The sequence below is a fragment of the Actinoplanes sp. KI2 genome, assembly GCF_025630775.1.
Taxonomy (GTDB): Bacteria; Actinomycetota; Actinomycetes; order Mycobacteriales; family Micromonosporaceae; genus Actinoplanes.
In genome coordinates this window covers 30979-45482 of sequence record NZ_JAOSZE010000030.1, presented here as the reverse complement: position 1 = coordinate 45482, position 14504 = coordinate 30979, and the positions used below count along the sequence as shown (strand labels likewise).

The 14504-nt window shown below is 70.2% G+C and carries 15 protein-coding genes; 12 read left to right on the top strand and 3 right to left on the bottom strand.

All coding sequences use genetic code 11. The features are described 5' to 3' along the window. Nucleotides 1-33: 33 nt before the first annotated feature. The 12 genes from ODJ79_RS29425 to ODJ79_RS29370 all read left to right on the top strand — a co-directional run bounded on the left by ODJ79_RS29425 (nucleotide 34) and on the right by ODJ79_RS29370 (nucleotide 11039). Complete coding sequence (locus ODJ79_RS29425) at nucleotides 34-432, top strand: winged helix-turn-helix transcriptional regulator (RefSeq protein WP_263026858.1); 399 nt, start codon at nucleotides 34-36, stop codon at nucleotides 430-432. A 102-nt stretch (nucleotides 433-534) separates the two neighbouring features. After that, on the top strand, nucleotides 535-2499 hold the full coding sequence (locus ODJ79_RS29420; RefSeq protein ID WP_263026857.1) for an Hsp70 family protein: 1965 nt from the start codon (nucleotides 535-537) through the stop codon (nucleotides 2497-2499). Nucleotides 2500-2644: 145 nt separating this feature from the next. Continuing rightward, entirely contained in the window at nucleotides 2645-4180 is a 1536-nt protein-coding gene (locus tag ODJ79_RS29415; protein ID WP_263026856.1) for a CocE/NonD family hydrolase, read from the top strand. Nucleotides 4181-4267: 87 nt separating this feature from the next. Beyond that, complete coding sequence (locus ODJ79_RS29410) at nucleotides 4268-4582, top strand: SAV_915 family protein (protein ID WP_263026855.1); 315 nt, start codon at nucleotides 4268-4270, stop codon at nucleotides 4580-4582. Further along, nucleotides 4582-4881: a DUF6317 family protein gene (locus tag ODJ79_RS29405; protein WP_263026854.1), complete on the top strand. Its 300-nt coding sequence runs from the start codon at nucleotides 4582-4584 to the stop codon at nucleotides 4879-4881. The genes ODJ79_RS29410 and ODJ79_RS29405 overlap by 1 nt, the downstream gene beginning before the upstream one ends. Further along, entirely contained in the window at nucleotides 4878-6134 is a 1257-nt protein-coding gene (locus tag ODJ79_RS29400; protein ID WP_263026853.1) for a WXG100 family type VII secretion target, read from the top strand. Before ODJ79_RS29405 ends, ODJ79_RS29400 begins: the two co-directional genes overlap by 4 nt. A 15-nt stretch (nucleotides 6135-6149) precedes the next feature. Beyond that, a complete protein-coding gene (locus ODJ79_RS29395) occupies nucleotides 6150-6641 on the top strand; it encodes a hypothetical protein (protein WP_263026852.1) in 492 nt (163 codons plus the stop codon). Between the two features lie 91 nt (nucleotides 6642-6732). Further along, entirely contained in the window at nucleotides 6733-7860 is a 1128-nt protein-coding gene (locus ODJ79_RS29390; RefSeq protein ID WP_263026851.1) for an ABC transporter substrate-binding protein, read from the top strand. 2 nt (nucleotides 7861-7862) lie between these two features. Continuing rightward, the gene (locus ODJ79_RS29385) at nucleotides 7863-8708 is read left to right on the top strand and encodes an ABC transporter permease (protein WP_263026850.1); all 846 of its coding nucleotides are present in this window, start codon (nucleotides 7863-7865) and stop codon (nucleotides 8706-8708) included. Then, nucleotides 8696-9508 (top strand): ABC transporter permease, encoded by an 813-nt coding sequence (locus tag ODJ79_RS29380; protein ID WP_263026849.1) that lies wholly within the window; start codon nucleotides 8696-8698, stop codon nucleotides 9506-9508. Before ODJ79_RS29385 ends, ODJ79_RS29380 begins: the two co-directional genes overlap by 13 nt. A 3-nt stretch (nucleotides 9509-9511) precedes the next feature. Then, a complete protein-coding gene (locus ODJ79_RS29375; RefSeq protein ID WP_263026848.1) occupies nucleotides 9512-10549 on the top strand; it encodes an ABC transporter ATP-binding protein in 1038 nt (345 codons plus the stop codon). A gap of 40 nt (nucleotides 10550-10589) precedes the next feature. Beyond that, nucleotides 10590-11039 carry a BON domain-containing protein gene (locus ODJ79_RS29370; protein ID WP_263026847.1) on the top strand — a complete coding sequence of 150 codons (450 nt, stop codon included), beginning with the start codon at nucleotides 10590-10592 and terminating at the stop codon, nucleotides 11037-11039. Between the two features lie 291 nt (nucleotides 11040-11330). On the opposite strand, the gene ODJ79_RS29365 is transcribed toward ODJ79_RS29370, so the two are convergent. From ODJ79_RS29365 to ODJ79_RS29355, 3 genes are all read right to left on the bottom strand, one after another. Beyond that, nucleotides 11331-12647: a hypothetical protein gene (locus ODJ79_RS29365; protein ID WP_263026846.1), complete on the bottom strand. Its 1317-nt coding sequence runs from the start codon at nucleotides 12645-12647 to the stop codon at nucleotides 11331-11333. Between the two features lie 74 nt (nucleotides 12648-12721). After that, on the bottom strand, nucleotides 12722-13351 hold the full coding sequence (locus ODJ79_RS29360) for a DUF1697 domain-containing protein (protein WP_263026845.1): 630 nt from the start codon (nucleotides 13349-13351) through the stop codon (nucleotides 12722-12724). A gap of 21 nt (nucleotides 13352-13372) precedes the next feature. Then, nucleotides 13373-14503: an aromatic ring-hydroxylating oxygenase subunit alpha gene (locus tag ODJ79_RS29355; protein ID WP_263026844.1), complete on the bottom strand. Its 1131-nt coding sequence runs from the start codon at nucleotides 14501-14503 to the stop codon at nucleotides 13373-13375. Between the last annotated feature and the right edge of the window lies 1 nt (nucleotide 14504).

The window sequence follows — 14504 nt, the reverse complement described above, 5'->3', positions numbered from 1 at the left end:
GGAAGTGCCTAAGGCACCAGCGAGGGGTGGCAGATGGTGACGACGACTGCTGGACAACGCCGCGAGCAGGCCAAACGCGACTACGACGCGTTCCTGGCGGGCTGCCCGACCCGGGAACTGCTGAGCACGCTCACCGACAAATGGGCGGCGCTGGTGATCGCGGCCCTCGCCGACGGTCCGCACCGGCACAGCGAGCTCGCCCGGCGCATCGCCGGCGTCAGCCAGAAAATGCTCACCCAGACGCTGCGCACGCTGGAACGCGACGGTCTGCTCTCGCGCGCCGTGACCGCGTCGGTGCCGGTCCGGGTCGATTACGAGCTCACCCCGCTCGGCCGCGAGCTGCTCCCGGTGATGCTCGCGATCAAGACCTGGGCAGAGACCCACATGGACCGCGTCTTTCAGGCTCGCGCCCGATTCGACGCGGGGTCGTAAGGCTCGCTTCTGAACCCCGGCGCCGGGGTTGGCGTTCCTCATACGGGCTGACTGGTGCTTTGACGCCCACCGATCAACTCGTCGACTTCGGGAGCGCTTGCGATGTATGCAGTCGGTATCGACCTCGGAACCACGTACACCTCCGCCGCAGTCTGGCGGGACGGTCGTGTGGAGATGGTCTCCCTGGGCAGTCGATCGGCGGCGATCCCGTCGGCCGTGTTCCTGCGTACCGACGGTGAGATCCTGACCGGGGAGGCCGCGAGCCGCCGCGGGCTCAGCGAGCCGGACCGGGTCGTCCGGCAGCTCAAGCGGCGTCTGGGCGACACCGCCCCGATCCTGCTGGGCGGCGCACCGTACTCGGCCACGGCGCTGACCGCCCGGCTGCTGCGGTCGGTGCTTGACCTGGTGTCCGCCCGCGAAGGCGGCCCGCCGGCGTCGGTCTGCATCACGCATCCGGCGGCCTGGGGACCGTACAAGATGGATCTGCTGCACCAGGTGGTCCGTCTCGCCGACCTCGACGGTCCGGTCCGGTTCAGCACCGAGCCGCAGGCGGCGGCGTGCTTCCACGCTCAGCAGAAGCGGCTGGGACCGGGTGCGGTGGTGGCCGTCTACGACCTGGGCGGCGGGATCTTCGAGGCGGCGGTGCTGCGCAAGACCTCGGACGGCTTCGACCTGACCGGTGAGCCGGAGGCGAACGAGCGCCTCGGCGGCATCGAGCTCGACGACGCGATCTTCGCCCACGTCACCGCGTCGGCCGGCGGCGCGCTCGACCCGAACGAACCCGCCGCCGCGCGGTTGCGCGCCGAGTGCGTCCAGGCCAAGGAGGCGCTCTCCGCCGACACGGACGCGGTGATCCCGGTGCCGCTGTCGGGCGCGGGCGGGGAGGTCCGGCTGACTCGAGCCGAGCTGGAGGCGCTGGTCCGACCGCTGCTGGCGGATTCGATCGAGGCCTTGCGCCGGACGGTCCGCTCCGCCGGGTACACGCCGCAGTCGTTGGGGTCGGTGCTGCTGGTGGGTGGCTCCTCGCGGATGCCGATCGTCGCGCAGATGGTCAGCTCCGGGTTGGGCCGCCCGGTCCAGGTCAACGCCAGTCCCGACCACGCGGTCGCGCTCGGCGCGGCCTGGCAGGCGGGCAGCGCGATCACCGGGACCGCTCCGGCATCGGCGAGCCCGGCCGCCCCCACGCTCACGGACGTCGCGGCGAGCCCGGCGGCCTCGCCGCTCCCGGAGGTCGCGGCGAGCACGGTGGTCGCGCGGCTCCCGGAGGTCGCGAGGACGCCGGCCTCTGCTGAGGCGCTGTCCGAGTCGACCGGCGAGGTCCCCGTGCTTGCCCAATCGGTCGGCCAGACGCCGACGACCGGTGCGGCGCTCGCCGCCGGCCCCACGCTCCCGAGGCGGCCCTTGGTGCCGGCGGCCGGTTTCGCGGGCCGCGCCCCGGTCGGCCCGGCGATGGGGGCCGACCCGGTCGCCGCGCCGCCCGCATGGCCACCGGCGCAGCCCGCGAAGCCGGCCCGTCGACGGGTCACGGCACTCGCCGCCGCGGCGGCCGCCGTTCTGGTGCTGGCTACCGGCGGCACCGCCTGGGCGCTGACCCGGCCGCGCGGCCCGAAGGTGACGGCCGCGGCGGCGGTCCCGTCATCTGCTCCCGTCGCTCAGCGGGCCGCAGCCTTCGCCGCGGACGAGAAGTGCACCGCCGAGATGAAGATGAGCGCCCGCTGGGTCTGCCTGACCAAGGCCACCCTGCACGGCAACACGTTCACCGTCTGGTACCAGGCGGAGTGGCACGGCAGTCGCCCGGACATCAAGAACGGCTTCCACCTGCACATCTACGGAGGCGACGGCGCCAGCCCGGACGAGTCGACAATGGGCAGCCAGGTCGTCAAACACAGCAAGTACTACTTCGAGGACCAGCAGCCTTCGGTGCGCAAGACCTCGGACCCCGACTTCCAGGCCATCGGCGACGCCGAGAAGGTGTGTGCCCGCATCGCCGACAGCGGGCACGGGCTCGCGAAGGCTTACGACGGCAGTTACCACACGGGCAACTGCATCCCCATCCAACGCTACTGATTTCTCCTATTTGTTCATCATTTGCGTACTTTGTGGTCTCGCCATAGCCATATGTCGATAGCCTACCGAACCCTGTTACCGTCCGGTAACTTTAGGGGAACGGGAATCGTCGATGCGCCGTCTTGTAGTCGTACTCTCGCTGCTCTTGACGTCCTTGGTGGTGGCGGTCGCCCCGGCTGCGGCGCGCGCCGCCGACGGGCCGACCACCGGTTTCCGCTTCAACGACATCACCGCCGCCGATGGGGTGGCGCTCAAATCCAACGTGATCGAGCCGGCCACCCCGGGCACCCATCCCGGCATCGTGTTCGTGGCCAGCTGGGCGCTCAACGACCTCCAGTACCTCGCGCAGGAGAAGCAGTTCGCCGAGGCCGGGTACGTCGTCCTGTCGTACACCACGCGCGGGTTCTGGCTCTCCGGCGGCACGATCGACGTGGCCGGCCCGAAGGACGTCGCGGACGCATCGACCGCGGTCGACTGGCTCATCGCGCACACCCGCGTCGATCCGCAGCGGATCGGCATCGTCGGAATGTCCTACGGCGGCGGGATCAGCCTGCTCGCCGCCGCGCACGACCCGCGGATCCGCGCGGTGGGCTCGCTCAGCGGATGGGCCGACCTGGTCGCCTCGATGACCGGCGAGAACACCCGCCGGGCACAGTCGGCGTGGTTCCTGCAGACCACGGGCCGGCTCCTCGGGCGCCCGTCGCCGGAGATGAACCGGATCCTGGCCGACTACTGGGCCAACCGCAACGTCGAGGGCCGCGAGCAGTGGGCGCGGGAACGGTCCGTCCGATACTCGATGGACGCGATCAACCGCAACAACCCGGCGGTCCTCATCGCGCACAGCTTCGGCGACAGCGTCTTCCCGGCCAACCAGATGATCGACTTCTACACCGCGCTGCGCACGCCGAAACGCCTCGAACTCGCGCCCGGCGACCACGCCACCGTGGAGCTTCCCGGCCTGACCGGCATCCAGAACCACGTGTGGACCAGCGTGCGGCTCTGGTTCGACCAGTACCTGCGCGGCATCGACACCGGTGCCGGCGCGGAACCCGGCGTCGTGCTCCGCCCGCACAACTCCGACGCGGTCGAGTACTACCCCGACTGGGCGCACGTGACCGAGCACGTCGACCGCGACCCGCTCGGCGTGCCGCACGGCTGGCGGGCCACCGGCGGTCTGGGCCAGGCGTCGGCGGGTAGCACGTGGACCTGGCCGATCCAGGCCGGCGACGACACCGTCGCCGACGGCGGGACGGCCCTGCTGACCAACGGGCTCGAGGGTCTGACCGGCATCCCGCCGATCGCGTGGCTGCCGGCGGTGTCGCGCCACGACGCCGGGGTGTGGCTGTCCGGCGCCGCGCCGGCCGATGGCTGGAAGATCCGGGGAGTGCCCCGCCTGCACGCGCCGGTGAGCTCCACGCGGCCGGCGGGCACGGTCATCGCGTACCTCTACGACGTGAATGCGCTCGGCTTCGGCAGGCTGTTCTCGCATGCCCCGACCACCTGGCCGGCCTCTCCCGCCACCCTCGACCTGCCGCTGCAGGCCACCGCGTACGACCTTCCGGCCGGCCACCGCCTCGCCCTGGTCGTCGACACCAAGGACCCGCTGTACCTGGACGCCAATACCAGCGACTCCACGATTACTTTCGGTAGCCAATCGTGGCTGGACGTGCCCATCGCCTGACGCCCACCTCACCCCGCCGCCGAGCAGGGCGGACGGCGCTGCGCGTCGTTGATACCGTGCGGTGGAAATCGGCGGGGGTGGTGATCGATGGAGCTTCCGGGAGACGCCGACGTGGTGTTCGTGCCGGCCCGGCCGGTGCGCGAGGGTGGCGACCGGGAACCGGCGGTCGAGCTGCGACGGCTCGCCGAGTCCGGTGAGCGGGTGGCGCTCGCCTTCAGCTCGGTCGGAAACCTGGTGCGGACCCTCGGCCCGTTCCAGCCCTGGGTGGGCGTGCCGATGTACGCCTTCGTGGTGTGGCTGCGCACCCAGGGTGTCGACCACATCGAGGTCGATCCGGTCTACGCCGGCGACATCTGGCGCTGGTCGGGCCAGGACGTCCGGCACGCGGCGGAGGAGGAGTGATGGGCGCGGGATATCAGGTCGTCTACGGCGATCTGGGCGACCTGGCCGGGGCGTTCAGCAGCGAGTCGGGCGAGTTCGCCGGCCTGCGGCCGCGGATGGCGCCGCCCCCGGTCGACGGGGGCGACGCGACGGTCGACGCGGGGATCGCGGCGGTGCTGTCGCTGTTCGCGTCGCTGAACGCCGGGATCAGCAAGGCCATGGGCGAGCACGGCACCAAGCTGCGCGAGTGCCACGACGACTACAAGGAGAACGACTCGGACGTGGTCGCGCTCTACAACAAGGTGATCGGAGAGGCATGAGGATCGCCGGGGACATCGGCGGCCTGCACCGGGTCGCCGGCTCGCTGACCGGGGTGGTCGAGGAGATGCACGGCAGCGCGGAGGCGCTGAGCAAGCGGGTCGACCAGCTGATCGGCGACGCCGGCTGGTCCGGCTCGGCGGCCGAGGAGTTCAAGGGCGCCTGGGAGCAGGACGCCGCCGCGGTGATTCAACTCGGCAGCTGCGTCAAGCTGGCCGGCACGGTACTCGGCACGCTCGCCTCCGGCCTCGAAGCGGCGCAGCGTCAACTCGACCAGGCGGTCTCGGACGCGCTCGACGCCAAGGTGCCGGTCGCGGCCGACGGCTCGGTGCCGCCCGGCGTCTACACCGAGCCGGTCCTGGCGGCGATGAAGCGGTACTCGACCGACCGGGCCGCAGCGGTTCAGGCCGCCCAGGACGCCCGGGACGAGGCGAGCGACATGCTGCACGAGATCGCCGCCGCCATCGCCGGCGAGCCCACCTCGTTCCTGAAGTCGGCCGACGTCGCGATCCTGGCCGCGTCCCTGAAGGGCTACTACGCGCTGCCGAACGAGTACGCCGCGGACGCCAAGGGCAAGCTGGACGCCTTCAACCGTCGCTACAAGGACACCCAGTACACCCGAAAGCACACGCCGGCGGGCTCGCCGGAGAAGAAGGCGCTGACCGCCGAGCTGGCCGAGATGCGCGCCGAACGCAAGCTGCTGACCACCGACCTGTCGGCCGCCGAGAAGCTGGCCGGCCACTTCAAGGGCGGGCACTTCCTGGGCAGCTCGCTGGGCGACATCGCGGACGGCCTCGGCGTGCTGCAGGACGGCGGGAAGCTGTCCCGGATGCTCGACGGCGTGCCGGCGGTCGACGTGGTGCTCGGCGGGTTCGCCACCTGGGCGCAGGCGAAGGAGGACCACGAGAAGGGCTGGTCCTGGACGCACGCGATGCTGGTGGACGGCGGCTCGAACGCGGCGGCGATCGGCACCGGGATGGCCACCGACTGCATCCCGTACGTGGGGCCGGTGCTCGCGCCGTTCACCTCGTACGGGGTGGGCGCCTTCGGCTACGAGGCCGGTCACGAGGGACACTGGACCGAGCACATCACCGAGGACGGCTGGGTGGTCGGCGTCGGCGAGGGCTTCGCCGACAGCGGCAAGGCCACCTGGGACCAGGACGTCGTCGGCATGTACCACAAGGTCGGGCACGACATCCAACACCCGAAGGAAGCCGCCGAGAGCCTCTGGCACGGTGTGAAGAACCTGTTCTGACGAGAGCTGACGTCCATGAGCAAAGCCAGCAAACCCGCCGACGAACGTGACGCCCGGCTGCGCCTCGAGGCCCGGCTGCACGACGGCGTCATCCCGGTCCCGTTCCTCGGCCAGACCTGGCAGGCCCGCGGGCCCGCCTACTGGCGCCGCCGGGTCGGTGCGGTCGTCCTCATGGTGCTGGCGCTCGCCCTGGTGGGCGGTATGGCGGTCGGTTTCACCATCGGCATCGTCGGCGACGGCGACGACGCCGTCCGGATCGCCCTGGCCGTCGTCTACGACCTGACCGCGGTAGCCGGCGTCCGATCCGGACTTCGCAAGATCGCCGCGGCCCCCCTCGACGACCGGGCCGGCGGTCCCGGCACGTTCTTCCCGAACGGCCTGCTGGCGCTGGTGCTCGCACCGTACGGAACGGGGTTGGTCCTGACGATCCTGCTGGCCATGTTCGGCCGTGACTTCATCGGCGAACGCCGCGCCCGCGAGATGAGCAAGCCCTCAACCACCTCGTGACCTTATCGATGCCTCAGCGTCGCCGTCCCTTCACTCGGTGTCTCCACGATCCACTTCAGGCGGCGGGTGCCGCCGCCGGGAAGGGGTAATCGTGCGAACTCTTGGGCGTACCGCGGCCGCTCTGCTGGCTGCCACGACATTTGCCTCGCTCGCGGCGTGCTCGCCGCCCGAGAAGAAGACCGAGTCGAACTCCTCCGGCGCGGCCACCGCCACCAGCGCCGCCGCCCTCGGCGGGATGGACGCGCTGGTCGCGGCGGCCAAGAAGGAGGGACAGCTCAACGTCATCGCGCTCCCGCCGGACTGGGCGAACTACGGCGAGATCATCAAGACGTTCGGCGACAAGTACGGGATCAAGGTCAACTCGGCGCAGCCGGACGGGTCCAGCCAGGACGAGATCAACGCCGCCAACCAGCTCAAGGGCCAGGGCGGCGCGCCGGACGTCTTCGACCTCGGCGGCGCGGTCGCGTCGGCCAACACAGCGATGTTCGCGCCGTACCAGGTGGCCACCTTCGGCGACATCCCGGCCACCCTCAAGGACGCCAACGGGACCTGGGTCAACGACTACGGCGGCTACATGTCGATCGGGTACGACAGCGCAAAGGTCCCGGCACCGACGAGCGTCGCCGATCTGCTCAAGCCGGAGTACAAGGGCAAGGTCGCGCTCAACGGCGACCCGACGCAGGCCGGCGCGGCGTTCTCCGGCGTCATGATGGCCTCGCTCGGCAGCGGCGGCTCCGCCGACGACATCGCGCCCGGCGTCGACTTCTTCGGCAAGCTGAAGAAGGCCGGCAACTTCCTGCCGGTCGATCCGACCTCGGCCACCGTCGAGTCGGGCCAGACGCCCGTCGTCTTCGACTGGGACTATCTGAACGTCGCCCAGGGCGCCAAGCTCAAGGGCAAGATGGACTGGAAGACGGTCGTTCTGCCGAACGCGGTGCTCGGCTCGTACTACGTGCAGGCCATCAACAAGGGCGCCCCGCACCCGGCCGCCGCCCGGCTGTGGGAGGAGTTCCTCTACTCCGACCAGGGCCAGAACCTCTGGCTCAAGGGCAGCGCCCGGCCGGTTCGCGCCGACGCCATGCAGAAGGCCGGCACGATCGACGCGACCGCGTTCGCGGCCCTGCCCAAGGTCGAGGGCACGCCGGTGTTCCTGACCGAGGACCAGACCAAGAAGGCGAAGGACTACCTGGCGGCGAACTGGCAGAAGGCCATCGGCTGACCATGCGCAACGCCCGCAGCCTGCTGGGCACGGTCCCGTTCTTCGCGTACGTCGCGATCTTTCTGGTCGTGCCCACCCTGGTCGTCGTGATCGGCGCGTTCGCCGGCGACGGCGGCTTCACGACGGCCAACCTGTCGGCGCTCGGCGACCAGTACATCCTGGCCGCCTTCGGCCGCAGCATCGTGCTGTCCGCGGTCACCGCGGCGATCGGCGCCGTGCTGGGCGCGTTGCTGGCGTACGCGCTGGTGACCGCCCGGCCCGGCGGGGTGCTGCGGCGGGTGGTCACCGCCGCGTCCGGCGTGCTCGCCCAGTTCGGCGGGGTCACCCTCGCGTTCGCGTTCCTCGCCACCATCGGCCTGTCCGGCTTCGTCACGGTGTTCCTGCGTGATCACCTCGGCATCGACATCTACGCGGGCGGGGTCTGGCTGTTCGAGTTGCCGGGCCTCGCGCTCGTCTACACGTACTTCCAGATCCCGCTCATGGTGATCGTGTTCCTGCCGGCGCTCGACGGCATCCGCCCGCAGTGGCGGGAGGCGACCGAGAGCCTGGGCGGCTCCACCCGGCAGTACTGGACCCGGGTGGCGGGTCCGCTGCTCGCCCCCGCGTTCCTCGGCTCCACGCTGCTGCTTTTCGCCAACGCCTTTTCCGCGTACGCGACGGCGGCCGCCCTGGTGAGCCAGGGCAACCCGATCATCCCGTTGCAGATCCGCACGGCGCTGACCAGTGAGGTGGTGCTCGGCCAGCAGAACCTCGGCAAGGCGATGGCGCTCGGCATGGTCGTCGTGGTGTCCGTGGTGATGTCGCTGTACGCGCTCCTGCAGCGGAGAACCGCGCGATGGCTGGGCTGAGGGCGCGCCGGGCCCGCCGGCAGCGGGCGTTCCGCTGGACGGTGCTGGTCGTGCTCGGCGTTTTCTTCCTGCTGCCGCTGTTCGCGATGGTCGAGTTCACGACGCGGGGCGGCGGCGGGACGTGGCGGCTGCTCGTCGACTGGCCCCGGCTCAGCGCGACCTACCCGGACCTGTCGGCCGGCATCATCGCCTCGCTCGGGCAGGCGGCGCTCACCTCGCTGCTGATGCTGGTGCTGCTGGTGCCGACCGCGATCTGGGTCCGGATCCGGCTGCCCCGGCTGCGGCGGTTCGTCGAGTTCATCTGCCTGCTCCCGCTGACCATCCCGGCGATCGTCCTGGTGGTGGGGCTGGCCCCGGTGTACGCGTGGGTCACGTACTTCCTCGGTGGCTCGTCGCTGACTCTGGTCTTCGCGTACACCATCCTGGTTCTGCCCTATGCCTATCGCGCGATCGACGCCGGCCTGTCCGCGATCGACGTGCGCACGCTCGCCGAGGCCGCCCGCAGCCTCGGCGCGGGCTGGACGACGGTGATGTGGCGGGTGGTGCTGCCGAACATTCGCTCGGCGGTGCTCTCCGCGGCCTTCCTGACGGTGGCGCTGGTGCTCGGCGAGTTCACCGTCGCCTCGCTGCTCAACCGCACCAACGTGCAGGTCGCCATCAACTTCCTCGGCAAGAGCAGCGCCACGATGTCGGTGGCCGTCTCGCTGGCGGCGCTGTTGCTGGCGTTCGTCCTGCTCCTGCTGCTGTCGCTGCTCGGCGGCCGGCGCGGCGTGGCGCCTGTCTCTACTCGCAAGGAGTAACGCGTGAACGAGTCCGGTGTGGCCGTCCGGCTGAAGGAACTGCACAAGACCTTCGGCGGCCTGCACGCGCTCGACGGGCTCGACCTGGCGATCGAGCCGGGCGAACTGGTCGCGCTGCTCGGGCCGTCCGGCTGCGGGAAGACCACCGCGCTACGGGTGCTGGCCGGGCTGGAAGACGCCGACTCCGGGCAGGTGCTGGTCGGCGGCGCGGACGTCACCGCGCGGCCGGCCAACCAGCGCGACATGGGCATGGTGTTCCAGGCGTACAGCCTCTTCCCGCACCTCACCGCCCTGGCCAACGTCGAGTTCGGGCTGAAGCTGCGCGGCCGCAGGCGCACTGCCGGCCGGGCCGCCGAGATGCTCGACCTGGTCGGGCTGGGCACGCTCGCGGACCGCTTGCCGCATCAGCTCTCCGGCGGCCAGCAACAGCGGGTGGCGCTGGCCCGTGCCCTCGCCATCCGGCCACAGGTGCTGCTGCTCGACGAGCCGTTGTCGGCCCTCGACGCCAAGGTGCGCGTCCAGCTGCGCGACGAGATCAAGCGGATCCAGACCGAGGTCGGCACCACCACGCTCTTCGTGACGCACGACCAGGAGGAGGCGCTCTCGGTCGCCGACCGGGTCGGCGTGATGCGGGCCGGCAAGCTCGAGCAGCTGGGCACGCCGGCCGACGTCTATCAGAAGCCGGCCACCGCGTTCGTGGCGGATTTCGTGGGCCTGAGCAACCGCCTGCCGGGCCGCCTCGACGGCGACGGCGTGATCGTCCTCGGCACCCGGCTGCCCCTGGTGTCGCCGCCGGGGGCAGGCCCTTCCGAGCCGTCGGTGACGGCTCTGGTGCGGCCGGAGGCCGTCGAGGTGACGCCGGAGGCCGAGGGTCCGGGCCGGGTGCTGTCGGTGAGCTTCCTCGGCCCGACCAGCCGGGTCACCGTCGGGCTCGGCGACCAGCTGGTGGTGGCCCAGGTGACCGGCGGCCGCCTCGCCGAGTTGCCGGTGGGCGCGCCGGTCCGCGTCGAGCTCCGGCCCGTGCCGGTGGTGCTCTCGTAGGTTCCCGCCCGGCGGGCCGGTTTTGAGTAACGTAACCGGGGTGACCGATGAGGAACTGGCTCAGAACGTTGCCGCCGAGCTGTCCGACGATCCCAAGGTGGACAGCTCGCTGATCGACGTGGTGGCCGACGGCGGGGAGATTCTGCTGCGGGGGACGGTCGGCAGCTTCTGGCAGAAGCGGGAGGCGCAGAAGGCGGCCGAACGCGTCGACGGGGTCACCGCCGTCGACAACATCATCGACGTACGCCTGCTGACCGAGCACCGGCGGGCCGACGCCGAGTTGCGCGCCGACGTGCTGCACGCGCTCAGCCTCAACGGCATGGTCCCGGGCACCGTCGACGCGTCCGTCGACGACGGCACCGTGCTGCTGAGCGGCACGGTCGACCGGGAGCACGAGCGCGAGGAGGCAGTCCGCATCGCCGGCAACGTGCCCGGCGTGGTCGACGTGCAGAACGACATCTTCCTGAACCCACCCCTCAGCGACGTCTGAGGGGCATCCGCCTGTTCGCGCCACGGCGCTGCCCGCGCAGCATCAGCGCGCCGGCCACCAGAGCGAAGGACGCACCACCGACGATCAGGATGCCGAGGCTCGCGGTGCGGCTCCGTGAGCGGTGGCCGACGTCGGCCGCTCCCATCGGACGAAGGCACTGGCTGACCGGATCGTCCCGGGTGAGCGCGCAGATCATGCGCGCCGCCCGGTCCTGCCCGTACCGCTCCGCCAGCGCGGCGCGGAAGTCCTGCCACTGGCCCCGGCTCTCGGCTGTTTCCGAGGGTCCCGAGCTCAGATCACGACCGGCGGCTGCAGTACCGCAACCGTCGTCTCGGGTGACCGCTGCTCCGGCACCGGGCGGGCCGCCGGTTCCGTTCGTGGTGGCGCCGCCGGTTCCGGTCGTGGTGGCACCGCCGGCTCTGTTCGTGGTGGCGCCGGCTGATCCGGGCGCAGCAGGTTCGCACCGGTGATCAGCAGGGCGGCCAGCATCAGCACCGCCAACAGCTGGTAGTTCACCGGCTCCGGCATCGGGTTCTTCGGATGCTTCGGATCCAGGAAGTAGGGCACGTAACACATCAGCGAGGCGACCTGCACCAGAAGCGGGACCGGCCACAGCTTCCGCGGCAGGTACAGCGCCGCGATCACGGTGAGCACCTCGGCCTGCATGAAGTAGCGTTCGTGCATGCCGGGCAGCAGGAACGGCACCAGGATGCTGTAGGTCGTGGCCAGCAGCACGATCCGCAGCCGGTCGAGCGGGATCCGGCGCAGCACCACCACGTAGGCCAGCACCAGGACGGCCGCCGCGGTGAACAGCACGCCGGCGCTGCGGAAGTAGGGGAGCACCCCCGCCGCCGGCTTGATGAACGCGAAGAGGGTCGGCGCGTGCTTCGACAGCGCCTGATATTCGGCGCTCTGATCCGCGTAGATCAGCACGAGGTCGCGGAGCGGGCGGCCGGCCAGCCAGGCCGGAATGGCCAGGGTCAGATAGACGGCCGGAATGACCGTCAGGTGGCGCAGTTTGATCCGGCCGGCCAGCAGCAGCACCAGAAGCAGGGGGAAGACGAAGATCGCCTGCAGTTTGAAGGCGATCGCCAGCCCGAAGAAGAGCATGGACAGCCAGAGCCGGTCACGCAGCAGGTAGTACAGCCCGGCCACGGTGAACGCGGTGTAGATCGAGTCGCACTGGGCCCAGTACGAGCTGTTGATCACGACGGTCGGCAGGAGCAGCACCACCAGGCCGCCCAGCGCCGCGATCCGGCGGTCGGCCCAGCGCAGTCCGACGATCCGGGCGGCGTAGTAGGCGAGCACCACGTCGAACACCATCGACAGGCCCTTGACCAGGTACAGCAGGGAGATGGAGGTATGCGTGTGCAGCCAGGTGAGCAGGGTGAGCAGGTAGAGGTAGGGAACGTTGTAGTCGGCGAAGTTGTCGCTCAACGCGGCGAAGTAGCCGTGGGCGGCGATGTACCGGCTCCACGGCTGGATGAAAACGCTGAAATCCCCCGCTACCCAGTGGCGTCCGGAAAACCGGAGAAGTGCCGCTACCGCGATCAACGACAGGAGCAGCAGTGAATCGGGATTCAACCCCCGTGCCCGGAATCTCGTCACGAGCGTGGGATCATAGTACGACAGCCGCCGTTTGTGACGTGGCCTCGGACGCCCGGGAATGAGGGCGGCCCGGATCACCCGGATGAAGGAGAGCTTCCCGGCCGAAGGGCCAGGTCGGGCTCGGCCAAGCAGCCGTCCTCGTGGGTGTCTCTGGCATTGAGCAGTTCAAGCAACTTGACCGTGGTGTTCCAGCTGCGAATGGTCATCGACTGGTAGAGCGGCGACGCCATCATCGCGCTCAGCCGGCTCTTGGTGCGCTGCGCGCTCAGGCGCTCCGAATAGACGACGCCCTTGCCCGGCCAGACGCGGTCGACGCCCTCGCGCGGGTGGAAGATCGGCATCACCTCGGCCGACTCGACGCCGATCAAGAAAATGGCGTCGCTGTGGTATTTGTCCGGCTGGTCGCCGAAGCCCTTCGGCCGGTGATCCACGACGGCCTGGAGCTGGTCACGGGTGAGGACCAGGACCTTGATGAGCTCGCTGTCGAGCGAGAAGGCCTGGGGGAGCGCCGTTTCGATCTGGGCGGCGATCTCGTCGGCGTTCCGGTCCGAGGTCAGGACGACGTTGCCGCTGACGATAAAGGTGGAGACGTCGCGAAGGCCCAGCCCTTCCAGGCATGTCTTGAGATCCGCCATGGCAACCTTGTTCTTGCCGCCGACGTTGATGCCGCGTAGAAGGACCAGGAAGGTCGTCACCTCGCCCATGGTACCGACGGCCGAAGTGATTTATTGCTCCGCGCGGCCGATCCGATCGGTGACCCAGTCGTGGAACGCTCCGATGTGGTGTTCGGAGGGGACCAGGACGCCGCCCCGGGCGTAGGCGCGGGAGCTCATCGACGGCTGGCAGCGTTCGCAGGCTTCGAAGTCCTGGAGGTTGACCCGGTGGAACAGCTCCACCGAGCGCGAGATGTCCCTGTCCGACGCCACCACGTCGGCCGAGTAGAGCCAGTCGCATTCGACGACGGTGCGGTCGGCCGCCAGGGGATACATCCGGTGGAAGATGATGTGGTCGGGGACCAGGTTCAGGAAGACCTGCGGTTTGATGGTGGCGGCGTAGTACCGCCGGTCCTGCTCGTCGGTGACGCCGGGCAGCTTGGCGAAGCCTTCGGAGCCGTCGACCGTGAAGCCGTTGATCTCCTCGCCGAACTCGGCGCCGTGGCCGACGTAGTACTGCGCGGCGTAGCCGCCGGCGAACTCCGGGAGCACCTCGGTCAGTTCGGGGTGGATCGTGGCGCAGTGGTAGCACTCCATGAAGTTCTCGACGATCAACTTCCAGTTGGCCCGTACGTCGTAGGTGATGCGCTTGCCGACGGAGAGACCTTCGATGCCGTACGCGTCGACCGCGGTCGCCGTGCCGAGGCGTTCGGTGACCGCGCCCATCACGTCCGTCTCGAACGACGGGGGTTCGTCGGCCAGGCAGACCCAGGCATAGCCCAGCCATTCCCGCAGGTGCACGCGGACCAGCCCGTACTCGGTGCGGTCGAGGTCCGGCATCTTGGTGAGGTTGGGTGCGGCGATCAGCTTGCCGTCCAGCCCGTAGGTCCAGGCGTGGTACATGCACTGGAAGGCGCGCTTGACCTCGCCGCTCTCCTGCGTGCAGAGGGTGGCCCCGCGGTGCCGGCAGATGTTCAGGAAGGCCCGCAGCGCGCCGTCGCGGCCGCGGACCACCAGCACGCTCTCCCGGCCGACCCGGGCCGAGCGGAAGCTGCCGGGGTTGGGCAGGTCGCTGGAGCGGGCCGCGCAGAACCACATGGTTTCGAAGATCCGTGACTGCTCCCGGGCGAAGATCTCGGGATCGGTGTAGTAGCGCCCGGGGAGGGTCGGAATCAGGCTCGGGGGCAGGCTGACAGCGGTCACG

Bases quoted from the DNA above. Each gene is read 5' to 3' on its own strand.
- ODJ79_RS29425 (WP_263026858.1), top strand. From the start codon at position 34: ATGGTGACGACGACTGCTGGACAACGCCGCGAGCAGGCCAAACGCGAC.
- ODJ79_RS29420 (WP_263026857.1), top strand. From the start codon at position 535: ATGTATGCAGTCGGTATCGACCTCGGAACCACGTACACCTCCGCCGCA.
- ODJ79_RS29410 (WP_263026855.1), top strand. From the start codon at position 4,268: ATGGAGCTTCCGGGAGACGCCGACGTGGTGTTCGTGCCGGCCCGGCCG.
- ODJ79_RS29405 (WP_263026854.1), top strand. From the start codon at position 4,582: ATGGGCGCGGGATATCAGGTCGTCTACGGCGATCTGGGCGACCTGGCC.
- ODJ79_RS29400 (WP_263026853.1), top strand. From the start codon at position 4,878: ATGAGGATCGCCGGGGACATCGGCGGCCTGCACCGGGTCGCCGGCTCG.
- ODJ79_RS29395 (WP_263026852.1), top strand. From the start codon at position 6,150: ATGAGCAAAGCCAGCAAACCCGCCGACGAACGTGACGCCCGGCTGCGC.
- ODJ79_RS29385 (WP_263026850.1), top strand. From the start codon at position 7,863: ATGCGCAACGCCCGCAGCCTGCTGGGCACGGTCCCGTTCTTCGCGTAC.
- ODJ79_RS29380 (WP_263026849.1), top strand. From the start codon at position 8,696: ATGGCTGGGCTGAGGGCGCGCCGGGCCCGCCGGCAGCGGGCGTTCCGC.
- ODJ79_RS29360 (WP_263026845.1), bottom strand. From the start codon at position 13,351: ATGGGCGAGGTGACGACCTTCCTGGTCCTTCTACGCGGCATCAACGTC.